This window comes from Paraburkholderia sp. PAMB 6770, assembly GCF_057748135.1.
In genome coordinates this window covers 1,735,385-1,750,712 of sequence record NZ_CM173239.1, presented here as the reverse complement: position 1 = coordinate 1,750,712, position 15,328 = coordinate 1,735,385, and the positions used below count along the sequence as shown (strand labels likewise).

13 protein-coding genes are annotated in these 15,328 nt (G+C 67.9%); 8 read left to right on the top strand and 5 right to left on the bottom strand.

The features are described from left to right. Positions 1–4: 4 nt before the first annotated feature. Together AC3AP7_RS25140 and AC3AP7_RS25135 are read right to left on the bottom strand one after the other, a co-directional pair. Positions 5–820 carry a siderophore-interacting protein gene (locus AC3AP7_RS25140; RefSeq protein WP_487363015.1) on the bottom strand — a complete coding sequence of 272 codons (816 nt, stop codon included), beginning with the start codon at positions 818–820 and terminating at the stop codon, positions 5–7. 43 nt (positions 821–863) lie between these two features. Then, positions 864–1,655: a PadR family transcriptional regulator gene (locus tag AC3AP7_RS25135; RefSeq protein ID WP_487363014.1), complete on the bottom strand. Its 792-nt coding sequence runs from the start codon at positions 1,653–1,655 to the stop codon at positions 864–866. Positions 1,656–2,383: 728 nt separating this feature from the next. Between AC3AP7_RS25135 and AC3AP7_RS25130 the strand changes: the two genes are divergently transcribed. The 5 genes from AC3AP7_RS25130 to AC3AP7_RS25110 all read left to right on the top strand — a co-directional run bounded on the left by AC3AP7_RS25130 (position 2,384) and on the right by AC3AP7_RS25110 (position 7,846). Further along, complete coding sequence (locus tag AC3AP7_RS25130) at positions 2,384–2,920, top strand: spore coat protein U domain-containing protein (RefSeq protein ID WP_488324827.1); 537 nt, start codon at positions 2,384–2,386, stop codon at positions 2,918–2,920. Positions 2,921–2,928: 8 nt separating this feature from the next. Next, the gene (locus tag AC3AP7_RS25125) at positions 2,929–3,681 is read left to right on the top strand and encodes a fimbrial biogenesis chaperone (protein ID WP_487363012.1); all 753 of its coding nucleotides are present in this window, start codon (positions 2,929–2,931) and stop codon (positions 3,679–3,681) included. 55 nt (positions 3,682–3,736) lie between these two features. Next, positions 3,737–6,073, top strand: a complete 2,337-nt coding sequence (locus tag AC3AP7_RS25120; protein WP_487363011.1) for a fimbria/pilus outer membrane usher protein — start codon at positions 3,737–3,739, stop codon at positions 6,071–6,073. After that, complete coding sequence (locus AC3AP7_RS25115) at positions 6,070–7,107, top strand: Csu type fimbrial protein (RefSeq protein ID WP_487363010.1); 1,038 nt, start codon at positions 6,070–6,072, stop codon at positions 7,105–7,107. The genes AC3AP7_RS25120 and AC3AP7_RS25115 overlap by 4 nt, the downstream gene beginning before the upstream one ends. A gap of 214 nt (positions 7,108–7,321) precedes the next feature. Beyond that, entirely contained in the window at positions 7,322–7,846 is a 525-nt protein-coding gene (locus AC3AP7_RS25110) for a GFA family protein (RefSeq protein ID WP_487363009.1), read from the top strand. A gap of 108 nt (positions 7,847–7,954) precedes the next feature. On the opposite strand, the gene AC3AP7_RS25105 is transcribed toward AC3AP7_RS25110, so the two are convergent. Beyond that, positions 7,955–8,869, bottom strand: coding sequence for a glutaminase (locus AC3AP7_RS25105; RefSeq protein WP_487363008.1), 915 nt, complete (start codon positions 8,867–8,869; stop codon positions 7,955–7,957). Positions 8,870–9,116: 247 nt separating this feature from the next. After that, positions 9,117–10,676: a DHA2 family efflux MFS transporter permease subunit gene (locus AC3AP7_RS25100; RefSeq protein ID WP_487363007.1), complete on the bottom strand. Its 1,560-nt coding sequence runs from the start codon at positions 10,674–10,676 to the stop codon at positions 9,117–9,119. Between the two features lie 271 nt (positions 10,677–10,947). On the opposite strand from AC3AP7_RS25100, the gene AC3AP7_RS25095 reads away from it, so the two are divergent. The 3 genes from AC3AP7_RS25095 to mreB all read left to right on the top strand — a co-directional run bounded on the left by AC3AP7_RS25095 (position 10,948) and on the right by mreB (position 14,673). Continuing rightward, complete coding sequence (locus AC3AP7_RS25095) at positions 10,948–12,573, top strand: APC family permease (RefSeq protein WP_487363006.1); 1,626 nt, start codon at positions 10,948–10,950, stop codon at positions 12,571–12,573. A 189-nt stretch (positions 12,574–12,762) separates the two neighbouring features. Beyond that, positions 12,763–13,425, top strand: coding sequence for an alpha/beta hydrolase (locus AC3AP7_RS25090; RefSeq protein WP_487363005.1), 663 nt, complete (start codon positions 12,763–12,765; stop codon positions 13,423–13,425). 195 nt (positions 13,426–13,620) lie between these two features. Next, complete coding sequence (gene mreB / locus AC3AP7_RS25085) at positions 13,621–14,673, top strand: rod shape-determining protein MreB (protein ID WP_487363004.1); 1,053 nt, start codon at positions 13,621–13,623, stop codon at positions 14,671–14,673. Positions 14,674–14,823: 150 nt separating this feature from the next. Here mreB and AC3AP7_RS25080 read toward each other — a convergent pair whose 3' ends face one another. Further along, positions 14,824–15,225 (bottom strand): hypothetical protein, encoded by a 402-nt coding sequence (locus AC3AP7_RS25080; RefSeq protein WP_487363003.1) that lies wholly within the window; start codon positions 15,223–15,225, stop codon positions 14,824–14,826. Between the last annotated feature and the right edge of the window lie 103 nt (positions 15,226–15,328).

Here is a 15,328-nt window from a genome sequence, read left to right as displayed (position 1 = left end):
GTGCTCAGTCGTCGAGGTTTTCGTGGACCGCCGACGCACCCTCGCGCCAGTAAGCCGCCGCGCGGATGCGCGATTTGTCGATGCCGCGCTCGGTGCACAGGTGATAGCGCACCGCGCGCATCGTCGCGGCTTCGCCGGCGGCCCACACATAGCCTTCCCCTTCCGGCAGATAGAGTTCGCGCACCGCGTGCAGCAGCGCGTCGCCGCGATACGGGCTGTCGCTGCGATAGCACCAGAGCGCGTGCAGTTCCGCGGCGGTCGCGAAGTCGAGGCGCGCGGCGCGGTCCGCGACTTCGAGCACGACGGCCGCGCGCGTACCCGCCGGCAGCTCGCCGAGACGGCGCGCGATGGCGGGCAGCGCGGTGTCGTCGCCGATCAGCAGATGCCAGTCGAAGCCGGTCGGGATCACCAGCGAGCCGCGCGGTCCACCAATGCCGAGGGACTGGCCGACGCGCGCTTGCCGCGCCCAGCGGGTCGCGGGACCGGCGTCGTGCAGCGCGAATTCGAGGTCGAGTTCGCGTGCGTCGCGGTCGAAGCGGCGCGGCGTGAAGTCGCGCGCGACGGGCCGCGGTTCGCCTTCGGGAAACACCGGGCCATTCGGCCCGGCGGTGGGCAGCACCGGCTTGTCGGCGCCGGGAGCCGGAAAAAACACCTTCACGTGGTCGTCGAACGAGGCCGACTGGAAGTCGTGCAGATCGTCGCCACCGAGCGTGACGCGCAGCAGATGCGGTGTGACCGCGTGCACGCGTTTTACCTGCAGCAGCCGGAATTTCAGCGGATGCCGGACGCGGGTGACCGCGAGATCGAGCGTTTCGGACATGCGATAAGTCTCCAGAAAGTAGGGGGGTGGCGCGGTGCCGGCATCAGGCCGGCTGGCTGGGCGCGCCGCCTTCGATTTCGGCCGTCGCGCGCGCGAGGATCGCCGCGATGCGGCGCTGCTCGTCGGCCGGGATCGTGTCGCGACGCAGCAGCGCGTGCTTGAGCGCGCGGCGTGCCTCGACCAGTTCCGGCAACCAGCCGCCTTCGGCCGGGTCGAGCGGTTCTTCGCCGGCGAGCGCGCGGCGCACCGAGTCCATCTTGCGCGCGACGTGCGCGAGTTTTGCGAGCATCAGTTCCGCGCGCTCGCGCTGTCCGTCCAGGTACGCGAGGCCCGGCTCGGCGAGCGCATAGCGCTTGCGGTTGCCTTCGACCTGAACGGTCACGTAACCGAGTTCCTCAAGGTAGGTGAGGGCCGGATACACCATGCCGGGGCTCGGACTATAGAAGCCGTTCGAGCGGCTTTCGAGGTCCTTGATCAGTTCGTAGCCGTGACTCGGACGCGATTCCAGCAGCGCGAGCAGCAGCAGTTGCAGGTCGTCCGACGTGAACTTGCGGCCGCGCGAGAAGCGCTCGCCGTCGCCGAAATCGTTCGGGTCGCCCGGGAACCGGCCGCCCCGGTCGCCGCCGCGACCGTGATGATGCCGGCCGATTGCATGCCACCCGCCGTGCAGCGAAAAACGGCGCGACGCAAACGGCTCGCGCGCCGCGTCGACGAACGCGGCGCGGCGCCGCGCGTCGTATATCGCATGCCAGAGCGCGTGTAGCGAGAAGCGGGCGTCGTCCGGGAACGCATCGTGATCGCGATGGGGGCGGCGCAAGGGGTGTGCGTGGCGCATGGGATTCCTCGATGTATCGTAAGATGTGTCTTAAGATATATATCTTAAGACACGTTGTCAAAGGGGAAATGTGGGGCAGGATCGTGTCGGTGGGTCGGTGGGTCGGGCCGGCGGGCGCTGATGGCCGGTCTGAGCGGGTCGCCGGTCCGGGTGCCGGTCCGGGTGCCGTTGTCCTGAGGGCGGCGGGAGCCGCGGACGGGTGCTGGGTGTGTGGCATGCGTCGGCAGGTATTCGCCGGCGGACGCACGTGCGCGGGCGTCCCGGTTGCATCTCGCGGGCTCACCGGGCCCCGCGTCGCGGGCTACGCTTTAAATCACTTTTCCCACATTAAATTCAGAATTTTCTGCTTGTTTGTGGAATTTGGATTGTGAGATTATATTTTCATATAGCGAATTTAATTAATGCGGTTTAATTAAATTGAAAATTTCAGATTGATCTTTATTCGGTGATTTTGTTTGGCGGGCTCGGCAAATTCATGCGGCAAGTCATGCGGGGAAGCGGCGTGTTGCATGCTCGTGCGCCCGCCGGAAAGCCTTTTCAGCTATTCAGGACGCAATCCGTGAGCCGGCCGCTCGCATGCCCGAAGCCACTGCTTGACCCGTAGGTTTGACGCAATTTGACGCAAAATGCGATCGTTCGTCGTCAGGTGGGCGTCCGTATTGCATGTCGATGTGGTTTTCAGCGCAGTTCAATCCGCCGTTCAGTCTATCGCATTGGAATATATGGTCATGCCGCTCAATAAAACCCCGCTTGCTTTCGCCTTGCTCGCTTCCGCCAGCCTGATGCCGCCGGCCCATGCCGCCGGTCTCGCCACCGCCACCTTTCAGGTGCTGATAAAGATTCAGGACGAGTGCTCGGTCACGGCGGGCGCCGCGTCGAACATCAACCTCGGCACCGTGAGCGCTACGGCGGTGAACACCACGGGCAGCAACACGATCAGTGTCACCTGTTCCAAAACCACGCCTTATTACATCGGTCTCGCGCCGTCGGCGGCCAATGGCGGCACCACCACAGGCAGTGGCGCCATGAGCACGGCCGACGCGCTGGCCGGCAACACCGACAAGGTGCCCTATCAGTTGAGTTCGACGCCCGGCCCCTCGGGCACGCCGTGGGGCAATACAGCGACATCGACCGCGGTGGGCAACGGGGTCGGCGGCACGGGCACGGGGCTCGCGCAGACGCTGACGGTCTACGCGACAGCCGCAAGCGCCAACTTCACGCCGGATAGCTATGCCGATACGGTGACCGTCAACGTCAATTTCTGAGCGCCGCGATGAGATTCCCCCGGTCGCGGCACACGCTGTGCAGCGCGTTGCTCGGCAGCGTGCTGGCATGGGGCGGTCATGCTGCAGCAAGCGGTTTGCAGGTCGCGCCCACCAGCGTCACGCTCGAGCCCTCGCAAAACGCGGACGGGTTGTGGCTGAGCAATACCGGCGACACCCCGCTGCACGCCCAGGTGCGCGTCTACCACTGGACTCAGGACCGGCAGGGCGATCAGCTCAGCGAGTCGCGCGGCCTCGTCATCAGTCCGCCGATGCTGCAACTGGAGGCGGGGGATCGCCAACTGGTGCGGGTCATCCGTGTGGGAGCGCCACCGGTTGGCGCCGGCGCAGTCGAAGACGCCTACCGCCTGTCGATCGACGAATTGCCGGTCGACTCGCAGGGCAAGCCGGGGTTGCAGTTCGTCCTGCATTACTCGGTGCCGGTCTTCGTCAGGCCCGTGGGGGTGGCGGCCATTGCGCCAAAACTCGAATGGAACCTGGTGCGCGACGCCGATCATGCGTGGCTGCAGGTGAGCAATCACGGTGACGGCCATGCCCAACTGGCGAGCCTGAGCTACGTCGATGCGGCGGGGCACCGTGCCATCATCGCATCCGGCCTGCTCGGCTATGTCTTGCCGGGCGCAACCATGCGCTGGATGCTGAAACCGTCTGCCGCGTTCCTGACCGATGGCGGCACTCTTGAGGCAATGGTGAATGGTGCGAAGGCCACGCAAAACCTGTCGCCGGCCACACGTTCTTTCTAAAGCCTTCCTGCTGCAGAGTCTGTTTGTGTCCGTTGCTCACGCCGCTGATCATGCTGTGCCGACTGGACCCGCCGCCGCGGCGGCGTACCTCGTCGACAGCCGCGACAGCAATGCCAGCAACGACAGCAATGCCAGCAACGACAGCGTGAGCCGGCTCGGCGGCAGCGACCTGTATCTCGACACGACGGTCAACGGCGCTGCGCATGGTCTCGCGCATTTCGGCTATCGCGACGGCGAGCTTTGGGCGAGTGCCGCCACCTTGCATGAACTCGGTTTCGCGTTGCCTGCGGACACGGCCGATCCACTGCGGCTGGCGAGCCTGAACGAGGTGCAGGTGCACTATGACGCGCGCCATCAGGCCGTGGTCATCGACGCACCGCTCAGCATGCTCCGGCTCGACACCACGGTGCTCAATGCGCCCGACAACCGCCGCCCAGGCGCGACCGCGTCACCCGGCGTCCTGCTGAACTACGCGCTCTTCGGTACCGAGGGGCTGCAGGGCACCGCTTTGAGCGCATTCACGGAACTGCGCGCGTTCGACAGCGGCGGCGTATGGAGTTCCACGGCGCTTTCCGAGGCGATCCGCAACAACGGTGCCGGCTGGCAGGACCATGCCGTGCGTCTGGATACCAGCTGGAGCACCTCGTTTCCCGAGCGCATGCTGACGCTGAGGCTCGGCGACACGCTGACCGATGCGCTGTCGTGGTCGCGCGCCACCCGTATGGCGGGCGTTCAGCTCGGCACCAATTTCTCGCTGCAGCCGTATCGCGTGACGGCGCCGCTGCCGGCGTTCTTCGGTTCGGCCACGCTGCCGTCGAACGTGCAACTGTTCATCGACGGCGTGCAGCAATACAGCGGGAAAGTGCCGGCGGGGCCGTTCCAGCTCAATGCGATTCCCAGCGTCAGCGGGGCGGGCCGCGCGCAGGTGGTCCTGACCGATGCGCTCGGCCGCGCGTCCACCCTGAATTTCTCGCTCTACGACGAACAGCGGCTGCTGGCGCCGGGGCTCTCCGACTGGTCGGCAGAACTGGGCGTGGTGCGCGAAAACTATGGGTTGACCTCGTTCAGCTACGGGCACGATCCGCTTGTCAGCGGGACATGGCGTTACGGCGTCAGCAACTGTCTGACGCTCGAAGGGCACGCCGAGGGCACCGCGCGGCTGATTAACGGCGGCGGGGGCGCGACGTGGCTGCTGGGCAGCGCCGGCGGGGTGGTGTCCGCATCGGTTGCGCAGAGCGCGTATGCCGGCCACGGCGGCACCCTGTACGGCCTGGGCTATAGCTGGCGTAACGAGCGTGTCAGTGTCAGCGTCAGCGGCATCCGCACGCGCGGCCTTTACAGCGACGTCGCGACGCTCTACGGGCCCCCGCCGCCGCGCGTCAGCGCGCAGGCGTCGGCGGGGTACAGCACCCGGCACCTGGGCAGTTTCGGCGCCGGCTACGTCCAGCTGCGCTACCCGCGGCAGGAGGCTGCGCGGCTGCTCAGCGCATACTGGTCCGGCTCGGTCGGGCGGGCGCTGTCGCTCAGCCTCAGCTTCAACCAGGACATCGGCGGCGCGGGCGGCCGAAGCGTATTCCTCGTGGGCACGTTCGCTCTGGAACGCAACATCACGGTGAGCAGCAGCGCGGAACACACCGGGAACGGGACGGCATTCGTCGTCGACGCAAGCCAGTCGCCGCCCAGCGAAGGCGGTTTCGGCTGGCGCGCGGCCGTGCGCGCGGGCGATGACCAGCGCGGCGGGCAAGCGGAACTCGACTATCTGGGGCGTGACGCCCAGGTGCAGGCGGGCGTCGACGCGACCGGTCCGGCCCGCTACGGTTATGTCGGCGCCACCGGCGCGCTGGTGTGGATGGGCGGCGATGTGTTCGCGGCCCGGCAGATCAATACGGGGTTTGCCGTCGTCTCCACCGACGGCATGGCTCACGTGCCCGTGAAGCTTGAGAACAACCTGGTGGGGACCACCGACAGCCGCGGCCTGCTGCTGGTGTCGCCGCTGAACGCGTACCAGAACAACCGGCTCAGCATCGACCCGATGGATCTTCCCGCAAACGTCAGGATCGACCGCGTAAAGGCGCTCGCGACGCCCGCGGACCGCGCCGGAACATGGGTGCGCTTCGGCGTGACGCCGGTACGCGCGGCCTCGGTCGTCCTGCACGATGCCAGCGGTCAGCCGCTGCCCGTCGGCAGCCGCGTGACGATCGAACACCAGGCCGACCGCGGTGCGATGGTCGGCTTCGACGGCACGGTCTATCTGGATACGCTGAATGAGCACAACACGCTGATCGTTCGGACACCTTCAGGATCATGCCGGGCACGTTTCGATTACCGCAGCGATGGCCCGACCATTCCCTCGATCGGTCCGCTTGTATGCCGGCAGGACGCTTCATCATGAGCCGCTGCGGCCGGCGCATGCTGCTGCTCGTCCTGACGCTGCTGACCGGCGTGCTGGGCCTGCCGCTTGCGGCGCAGGCCCAGTCCGTCAGCTGTGCGAATCCGACGATCGGCAATGTCCAGTTCGGCACGGTCGATCTGACGAGCGGTACGGTCAACGTCAGCGGGTCGATCAACTGGTCCTGCACCAGCACCGGGGTTCTCGGGCTCCTGCTGTCGCCCGAGGCCAACATCGTCATGTGCGTGAACCTGAATGCCGGCACCGGGGGGAGCCAGGCCAATCCGCGCCTGCTCGCGAGCGGCGGCAATACCCTGCAATACCAGCTTTATGCGAATGCGGCGAACAGCCAGATCTGGGGCTCCACGGCGACACCCTCGACACCCTTGCCGCTGAGCATCTCCGTTGCCATTCCGGCCGGCCTGATCCTGTCGACCACGGTGACCGGGCAAACGCCGTTCTATGCACAGTTGCCGGCCGGACAGACGGGCGCCGTGGCCGGCACCTACAACAGCACGCTTTCCGCCACCGTGAGCGGTTCCTACAGCATCAACACGGGCACGCCGCCCAACGCCTGCACGAGCGGTCCCCACGCGCTCAATGCCGGAAGTGCCTCGTTCGTTGCCTCCGCAACCGTGCAGAAGGTCTGTATCGTGACGGCGGGCAGCGTCAATCTCGGCACGGTGGCGTCGACGGCCGTGAACACCACCGCCAGCAACACGCTCGGTGTGACCTGCACCAGCGGCACGCCGTATTTCGTCGGCCTCGCACCGTCCAACGGCAATACGGCGGGCGCCGGCGTCATGAAAGGCGCACGCAGCGGCAATACCGACGGGGTGCCGTATCAGCTCAGTTCGACGCCAGGCCCGGGCGGAACCCCCTGGGGCAACACGGCCACGTCGACGACCGCGGGCAACGGGAAAGCCGGCAGCGGCAACGGTCTGGCCGAATCGCTGACGGTGTACGCCACTGCGCCGAGCGCCAATTACACTCCCGACAGCTATTCCGATACCGTGACGGTCTATGTCAATTACTAGATGCGTTCGCGCGGCGCCACGGCCCGGCCCCGCGCGGGCGTGGGCAGGCGAAACCGGCCTCGCGCGGGGCCGCACGCGACGACACCGCGCTTGAAGCACCCCGTCCGCCAACGCCATAATGGCGTGCCGAAACGGCGCTGAACGAACGGGAGACGGGCTCGCCGTCGACGTCAACGTCATCAGGTCCGCTGCGGATCGGCAGGAGGCGTTTCCGGTGAATCACGACGCTGTATATCCCGTTGAAGGCGGCTGCGACTGCCGCACCCTTCGCTATCGCCTGCTGGGTGCGCCGCTGGTCGTGCATTGCTGCCATTGCCGCTGGTGCCAGCGCGAGAGCGGCGCGGCGTTTGCGCTCAATGCGATGGTCGAGAGCGACCGGGTCGAACTGACGGCCGGCGCGCCGAAGTGGGTCGACACGCCGTCCGAGAGCGGACGCGGCCAGCGGATCGCGCGCTGTCCGCACTGCTCGGTTGCGATCTGGAGTCACTATGCGGGGGCCGGCCCGCTGCTCACGTTCATCCGTGTCGGGACGCTGGACGATCCGGACCGGCTGCCGCCCGACATCCACATCTTTACCGCGTCGAAGCAGCCTTGGGTGGTGCTGCCGGAGGGCGCGCCGGCCGTGCCGGCGTATTACGATCGCGAACAGTACTGGTCGCGCGACAGTCTCGAGCGGCGCGCGCTTTTGCTGCCGCAGCTGAATGCCTATCGGGCATCGCTCGCGGCCGGCAAGACCTGATCGCCGCGGCGTAGCGTGCTCGCGCGCCGAACGCCTGCGAAACGTCGGCTGCGCCGTGCGGGCCGCGAGCGATGCGGGCGGCTGCCCGCCCGCATGCGGTCCCGGTCTTCAGAAGATCGACCGTCCGCTCAGCGTGGTCAACCGCTCCAGGGCCTGTACGCCGGCCAGCGAGTTGCCGTTTGCATCGAGTCCCGGCGACCACACGCATACCGCGAACTCCCCGGGCAGCACGGCCACGATGCCGCCGCCCACGCCGCTCTTCGCGGGCAAGCCCACGCGGTAGACGAAGTCGCCCGCGGCGTCATACGTGCCGCAGGTCAGCATGAGCGCGGAGAGCCGCTTGGCCGAACTGGCGTCCAGCACGCGCTCGCCGCTGGCGGGCGCGACACCGCCGTTCGCGAGAAACAGTGCGGCGCGGGCGAGTTCGACGCAGCTCATCGAGATCGCGCACTGGCGGCAGTACGCGTCGACCACGACGTCCGCGGGCATGTCCATGTTGCCGAAGCTGGCCATGAAGTGGGCCATCGCCTGGTTGCGGTGCGCATGCTGCAACTCGGATTGCGCGACACGCAGGTCATAGTCGATGTCCGGCGCGCCGGTCAGGCGCCGCATGAATTCGACGAGCGCCGTCTCCGCGCGCACGAAGCGGCGGCACAGCACGTCCGTGACGACCAGCGCGCCCGCATTGATGAACGGATTGCGCGGTTTGCCGTGTTCCGCTTCGAGCTGCACCAGCGAATTGAACGCCGTGCCCGACGGCTCGCGGCCGACCCGCTCCCATAGCGCGTCGCCCAGCAGGCGAAACGCCATCGTGCAGGCGAACAGCTTCGAGATGCTCTGGATCGAAAAGCGCGTGTCCGCGTCGCCGGTGCGGAACACCTCGCCGCGCGTCGTGACGATCGCCATGCCGAAGCGCTCGGCGGGGACCTTCGCGAGCTCGGGAATATAGTCGGCGACGCGGCCGGTGCCGAGATACGGTTGCAGATCGTCGCGGATCTGTTCGAGGATGCCGGGGTAGTCCATGGGCGTGCGCAAACGGGGGCGGGCACGCATTGTACGGCATGGGCGCCGTGGCGGCGCGCGATGCCGGGGCGGGTCCCAGGCACCCGCTCCTATACCGGCACTGGCACCGGGCCTCCGGTACCCGGTACCCGGTACCCGGCATCGGCAACGGCAACGGGCACCCGGCACCGGCACCCGGCATCGGCACCCGGCATCGGCACCCGACATCGGCAACAGGCCCCGGCCCCCGGCCGCGCGTGCGGCGCGGCTAGTGCGCGCCCGACGCACCCGGTCCGCCGCCGCCGTGACCCGGCCGCGTGATCCAGATGAGCGGAATGATCAGAATGAAAATGATCGCGGATACGTAGAAGATGTCGTTCAGGCCCATCATCGCGGCCTGCGAGTTCACGGTGGCGTCGAACAGCGCGTGCGCGGAGCGCGTATCCAGATGCAGCAGCGTGCGGGTCGTGTCGATCTGCTGGTTGAACAGCGGATTGTCGACGCTCGCGCGCTCGGTGAGGCGCGCATGATGCAGCACAGTCCGGTTGTTCCATTCGGTGCCCGCAATCGAGGTGCCCACCGCGCCGCAGAACACGCGTACGAAGTTCGACAGGCCGGCGGCCGCCGGAATCTTCTGCGGCGGCTGGCCCGCGAGGATGATCGCGGTGAGCGGCACGAAGAACAGCGCCATCGGGATGCCCTGCAGCAGCGTGGGCAGCACCAGATGCCAGGTATCGATCTGGATCACGTACTTCGAGCGCATGTAGAACACGATCGCAAAGCCGATGAACGCGAGCGTCGAGATCACGCGCGCGTCCGAGCGCGGCAGCACGCGCCCCATCACCGGCGCGAGGATCACCGCGAATATGCCGAGCGGCGCGGTGACGAGCCCGGCGTCGAGCGAACGGTAGCCGAGATACTCCTGCATCCATTGCGGCAGCAGCACCAGATTGCCGAAGAACACCCCGTAGGCGACCGAGATCGCGATCGTGCCGCCGAGGAAGTTGCGCTGCGCGAACAGACGCAGATCGACGATCGGATGCGCGTCGGTGAGTTCCCAGATGAGGAAGAACGCAAAGCTCACCGACGCGACCACCGCCAGCGCGACGATCAGCGGCGAGCCGAACCAGTCGAGGTCCTTGCCCTTGTCGAGCAGCACCTGCAGCGACGCGACCCAGCAGATCAGCAGGCCGAGTCCGACGACGTCGATCGGCGGCTTGCGGGTGGGCGTTTCGCGCTGCCGGTAGATCATCCACGTGACGCTCGCGGCGAACAGGCCGACCGGAATGTTGATGTAGAAGATCCACGACCAGCTGTAGCTGTCGGTGATCCAGCCGCCGAGCGCCGGGCCCGCGATCGGGCCGACGGTCGCGGTCATCGCCCACAGCGCGAGCGCGCTCGACGCGCGCTCCTTCGGATAGGAGCCGAGCAGGATCGCCTGCGACAGCGGAATCAGCGGACCCGCGACCGCGCCCTGCACGACGCGCGCGAACAGCAGCATCGGCAGCGACGGCGCGATCCCGCACAGCCACGACGACAGCACGAACAGCAGGATCGCGCCGACGAACAGCCGCACCTGGCCAATGCGCTGCGTGAGCCAGCCGGTCAGCGGAATCGACACCGCGTTGGCCGCGCCGAACACGGTGACGACCCACGTGCCTTCGTCGACCGACACGCCGAGGTTGCCGGAGATGGTTGGGATCGCAACGTTCGCAATCGACGTGTCGAGCACGTTCATGAACGTCGCGAGCGCGACCGCGAAGGTGGCGAGGACGAGCGTGCCGCCTTGCAGCGGCGGTGGAGGTGGGGCCTGGTTTTGCAAAGGCATTCCTGCGAGAGGTCGGGGGCGCGGGACTGTCACGGTCCCGGCAGCCGCGTGGGTGTCCGGCGCGGCGGCACGGCATGTCGCAGGTATCTTAATGAGAAACGCTGAAACGTGCCGGCGCGACGGCATGTGCCTGAGTCTGCGTCTGCTTCCGTGCATGCGCCTGTGTCTGTGCCGATTTCGCCGCCTCGCGAGGGGAAACCGCTCAAGCCGCGCAGCGCCGCGGATGGGGATACTTGTCCTCACCCGACACAACCAGACAGGAGACACGTTCATGCAGGATACCGCCCCCGCGCAGCCTTCCACGCCGCTTGCGCATGCCGCGCGCGCCGACACGGGACACGGCCGCTTCAGACGCCAGCTTTCGCTCGCGGACCTGACGTTCATCGGCCTCGGCGCGATCTTCGGATCGGGCTGGCTGTTCGCCGCCACGCATGTCGCGGCGATCGCCGGGCCGGCCGGCATCTTCTCGTGGCTGTTCGGCGGCGTCGCGGTGCTGCTGCTCGGCATCGTCTATTGCGAGCTGGGCGCGGCGCTGCCGCGCGCCGGCGGCGTCGTGCGCTACCCGGTGTTCTCGCACGGGCCGCTGCTCGGCTACCTGATGGGTTTCATCACGCTGATCGCGTTTTCCAGCCTGATTGCAATCGAGGTGGTCGCCGCGCGCCAGTACGCGGCCGCCTGGTTTCCGGGGCTGAGCGCCGGCCGCTCGGGTGCGCCCACCGCCGCCGGCTGGTGCGTGCAGACCGCGTTGCTGGGCGTGTTCTTCTACCTGAACTATTCGAGCGTGAAGACCTTCGCGAAAGCGAACAACGTGATCAGCGTGTTCAAGTTCGTCGTGCCGCTGTCGGTGATCGTCGTGCTGATGACGTTCTTCAAGCCCGCCAACCTCACGCTGCACGGCTTCGCGCCGTTCGGCGCGCGCGGCATCGAGATGGCGGTGTCGGCGGGCGGCGTGATCTTCGCGTATCTCGGGCTCACGCCGATCGTGTCGGTCGCGAGCGAAGTGCGCCACCCGCAGCGCACGATTCCGGTCGCGCTGATCCTGTCGATCCTGCTGTCGACGCTGATCTACGTGCTGCTGCAACTCGCGTTTGTCGGCGGCATTCCGTCAGCGACGCTCGCGGGCGGCTGGCAGGGGGTCGCGCATGCGTTTTCGCTGCCGTACCGCGACATCGCGCTCGCGCTCGGCGTCGGCTGGCTCGCCTACATGGTCGTCGCCGACGCGATGATCTCGCCCAGCGGTTGCGGCAACATCTATATGAACGCGACGCCGCGCGTCGTGTATGGATGGGCGAAGACCGGCACGTTCTTCCGCGTGTTCACCCGCATCGACGAGGCGTCGGGTATTCCGCGCGCGGGGCTGTGGCTCACGTTCGGGCTCGCGGTGTTCTGGACGCTGCCGTTTCCGTCATGGGATGCGCTGATCGATACGGTGTCGGCGGCGCTGGTGCTCAGCTATGCGGTCGCGCCGGTGTCGGTCGCCGCACTGCGCCGCAGCGCGCCGGATCTGCCGCGGCCGTTTCGCGCGAGCGCGTTCGCGCTGACGGGGCCGGCATCGTTCGTGGTCGCCGCGCTGATCGTCTACTGGTCCGGCTGGCACACGGTGTCCTGGCTGCTCGGCTTGCAGCTCGCGATGTTCGTCGTCTATCTGCTGTGTCGCCGCTGGGTGCCCACCGCGCATCTGAGCCTGCGCGAGCAGGTGCGCGCGGCGCTGTGGCTGGTCGCGTTCTATGCGGCCATCATCGTGATGTCCTCGCTCGGCAGCTTCGGCGGGATCGGCGTGCTGAAAGACCCGTGGGACTCGGTCGCCGTGGCGGCGATCGCGCTCGTCATCTATTACTGGGGCGCGCGCACCGGCGTGCCGGCAGCGAAGCTGCGGCTCGAAGACGACGAGGGGTGAAGCCGTGCGGGCTCCGGTTTGCACGCGCGGCGCCGCACGCGTGCCCGACCCGGCCGGGCCGCACAGCGCCGGCGCGGCACAACGCGTCCCGCTGGCGTATCCTCGCGGCTGTGCCGCACCGCTACGCGCCGCGCGGACCGCAGCCGCGGTCCGCGCGCGTCGCGCAGCGCCCCGGGGAGGGACATGGCGATGAGCTGGGAACGATTCGAACACGGCTGGCGCTGCGCACCGGCTGAAACGCCGGCGCGTGCGCTGGTGGTGCTGCTGCACGGGGTGGGCAGCGATGCGCAGGACCTGCTGCCGATTGCCGATCAATGGCGCGCGACGCTGCCTGACGTCGCGTTCGCGTCGCTCGACGGCAGCGAGCCGTTCGACGGCGGTTTTGGCGGCCGCCAGTGGTTCAGCCTGCAGCACGTGACGGAGGCGAACCGCAGTGCCCGCGTCGTCGCCGCCTATCCGGCGCTGCGGCGGATGCTGGACGCGGAATGCGCGCGCCTCGCGCTTCCTTTCGACCGGCTTGCGATGGTCGGCTTCTCGCAAGGCGCGATCATGGCGCTGCACCACGCGGCGACCTGTGCCGACGCGGCAGCCGCCGTGCTCGCGTATTCGGGGCGGCTCGCGTCGCCGGTCAGCGCGCGGCCGCGCACGCCGCTCACGCTGATTCACGGCGTCGACGATCCGGTGATTCCGGTTCACGAGCTCGAACGCGCGGCTCATGCGTTCAGCGACGCGGGTTTTGCGGTCGGCGCATTCGCGCTGCCGGGCGTCGGCCATACGATCTCGAACGAGGGCGTGACGCTCGGGCGCGATGCACTCGTCCGCGCACTGGGCACCGGGCCGAGCGCGAAATAAATGGAAATATTCTGGGTGCGAGAAACCGCTCTAAAGGTTTCTGCGCAGGTGCCGTTAACGGCTTAATCGCGCGACAATCTCGCGCGCCGCACACATTGCCGCGCCGCGCGGGCGTCCCAGCCGCGCGGACGAGGCGAACGGGGACCGCATCGCCACGCCCGACCCGGGCGATCACGACACTTGCAGAGCCTGCCCATGGCCAGTTCGAAGCCGCCTCATCCATTGTTCCGGAGCCTGCTGCGCGACAACGTGGCGGTCGACCTGGGCACGGCCAATACGCTGATCTATACGGACGACCGGGGCATCGTGCTGAACGAGCCGTCGGTGGTCTGTTTCCAGAAACAGACCGAAGCGCCGACCCGCACGATCGCGGCCGTCGGCCTTGAGGCGAAGCAGTTGCTCGGCCGCGCGCCGGTCAACGTGGAGGCCGTGCGGCCGATGCGGCACGGCGTGATCGCCAACTTTTCCGCTGCCGAGCAGATGATCCGCCAGTTCGTGGCGATGGCGCGGCCGCGCGCGCGGTTCGGCCGGCGCGCGGCGTTTACGATCTGCGTGCCGGCGGGCGCCACCGAGGTCGAGCGCCGCGCGATCCGCGAGGCGGCGCGCGCCGCGGGTGCGGGGAAGGTGAGTCTGATCGGCGAATCGCTTGCGTCGGCGGTCGGCGCGGGCTTGCCGGTGTCGGCGGCGACCGGGTCGATGGTGGTCGATATCGGCGGCGGCACGACCGAGGTCGGCGTGATCGCGCTCGGCGGGCTTGCCTACAACGGCTCGATCCGGGTGGGCGGCGACCAGTTCGATGCGGCGATCGTCAGCTATGTTCGTGGGCTGTACGGCGTCGTGCTCGGCGAGCAGACCGCCGAGCACGTGAAGAAGACGATCGGTTCGGCGCTGCGCGACGTGCCGCCCGAATCGATGCCGGCGACCGGGCGCAGCGTCGACGACGGCCTGCCGCGTACCGTGCAGATCAGCAACCGCGACATCGCCGATGCGCTCGACGCACCGCTGCGGCACGTGAGCAGCGCAGTGAAGTCCGCGCTCGAGGCGGCGCCGCCGGAGCTCGTGACCGACATTGCACATCACGGGATCGTGCTGACCGGCGGCGGCGCGCTGCTGGCGAACCTCGACCGGCGGCTGCGCGCCGAACTCGGAATCGACGTGCGCGTGGCCGACGAACCGCTGACCTGTGCGGTGCGCGGCGCGGGCGTGGCCGCCCGGGCGGGGCTCGTCGACGCATTCGCGATCGGGTAGCGCCTCTCGCGCGCCGCGCCACCACCGCGCCGCCACCGCGCGGCGGATGGCCGCCGCGTGCGGGACGATCCGTTGCCGCCGTGCCCTTGCTCCGTTCCGTTGCGCGTGCCGCGTAGCCGCCTTGCGGCATGCGCGGCCGCGTGCACCCGCTTATGCCTTGCGATGCGCGTCCGCGTCGAGCGCGTGTTCCGCTGCCTCGCCGACGAGGCCGTGATAGTACAGATGCACGCCGATCGCGAGCGAGTCGTTACGGATCTCCTGGAACGCGCGCCACGCCTTGGCCGGGTTCCTGAATACCAGATAATGGGCTTCGTTGGCGATCAGGTTGGCCGTCTCGTGCAGACCGTGGCCGTGCATCTTGGCGACCAGCGCGTCGAGGCTGTGATGCGTGCGTGCGTCCGTACGCGGATACAGCATGTGCAGCACGGCGACGTTTTGCGTCTTCAGTGCCGACGAGAGCGCCACGACGATGTCCTGGTGGTTCAGCGCGGTGACGATGCTGTCTTCGGTATGGTCGTGATCCGGAAACAGCGTTTCGAGCGAGGCATTCATCTGTTGTTCCTGTTCTGTCAAGCCGATTAAAAAAGCCCGTCGTGTGGGGGCGGGCAAAAAAACCGCTTCATGTTCGGGTGCCGGTGATTCATACCGGAATGCG

Bases quoted from the DNA above. Each gene is read 5' to 3' on its own strand.
- AC3AP7_RS25140 (WP_487363015.1), bottom strand. From the start codon at position 820: ATGTCCGAAACGCTCGATCTCGCGGTCACCCGCGTCCGGCATCCGCTG.
- AC3AP7_RS25135 (WP_487363014.1), bottom strand. From the start codon at position 1,655: ATGCGCCACGCACACCCCTTGCGCCGCCCCCATCGCGATCACGATGCG.
- AC3AP7_RS25130 (WP_488324827.1), top strand. From the start codon at position 2,384: ATGCCGCTCAATAAAACCCCGCTTGCTTTCGCCTTGCTCGCTTCCGCC.
- AC3AP7_RS25125 (WP_487363012.1), top strand. From the start codon at position 2,929: ATGAGATTCCCCCGGTCGCGGCACACGCTGTGCAGCGCGTTGCTCGGC.
- AC3AP7_RS25115 (WP_487363010.1), top strand. From the start codon at position 6,070: ATGAGCCGCTGCGGCCGGCGCATGCTGCTGCTCGTCCTGACGCTGCTG.
- AC3AP7_RS25105 (WP_487363008.1), bottom strand. From the start codon at position 8,869: ATGGACTACCCCGGCATCCTCGAACAGATCCGCGACGATCTGCAACCG.
- AC3AP7_RS25100 (WP_487363007.1), bottom strand. From the start codon at position 10,676: ATGCCTTTGCAAAACCAGGCCCCACCTCCACCGCCGCTGCAAGGCGGC.
- AC3AP7_RS25095 (WP_487363006.1), top strand. From the start codon at position 10,948: ATGCAGGATACCGCCCCCGCGCAGCCTTCCACGCCGCTTGCGCATGCC.
- AC3AP7_RS25090 (WP_487363005.1), top strand. From the start codon at position 12,763: ATGAGCTGGGAACGATTCGAACACGGCTGGCGCTGCGCACCGGCTGAA.
- mreB (WP_487363004.1), top strand. From the start codon at position 13,621: ATGGCCAGTTCGAAGCCGCCTCATCCATTGTTCCGGAGCCTGCTGCGC.
- AC3AP7_RS25080 (WP_487363003.1), bottom strand. From the start codon at position 15,225: ATGAATGCCTCGCTCGAAACGCTGTTTCCGGATCACGACCATACCGAA.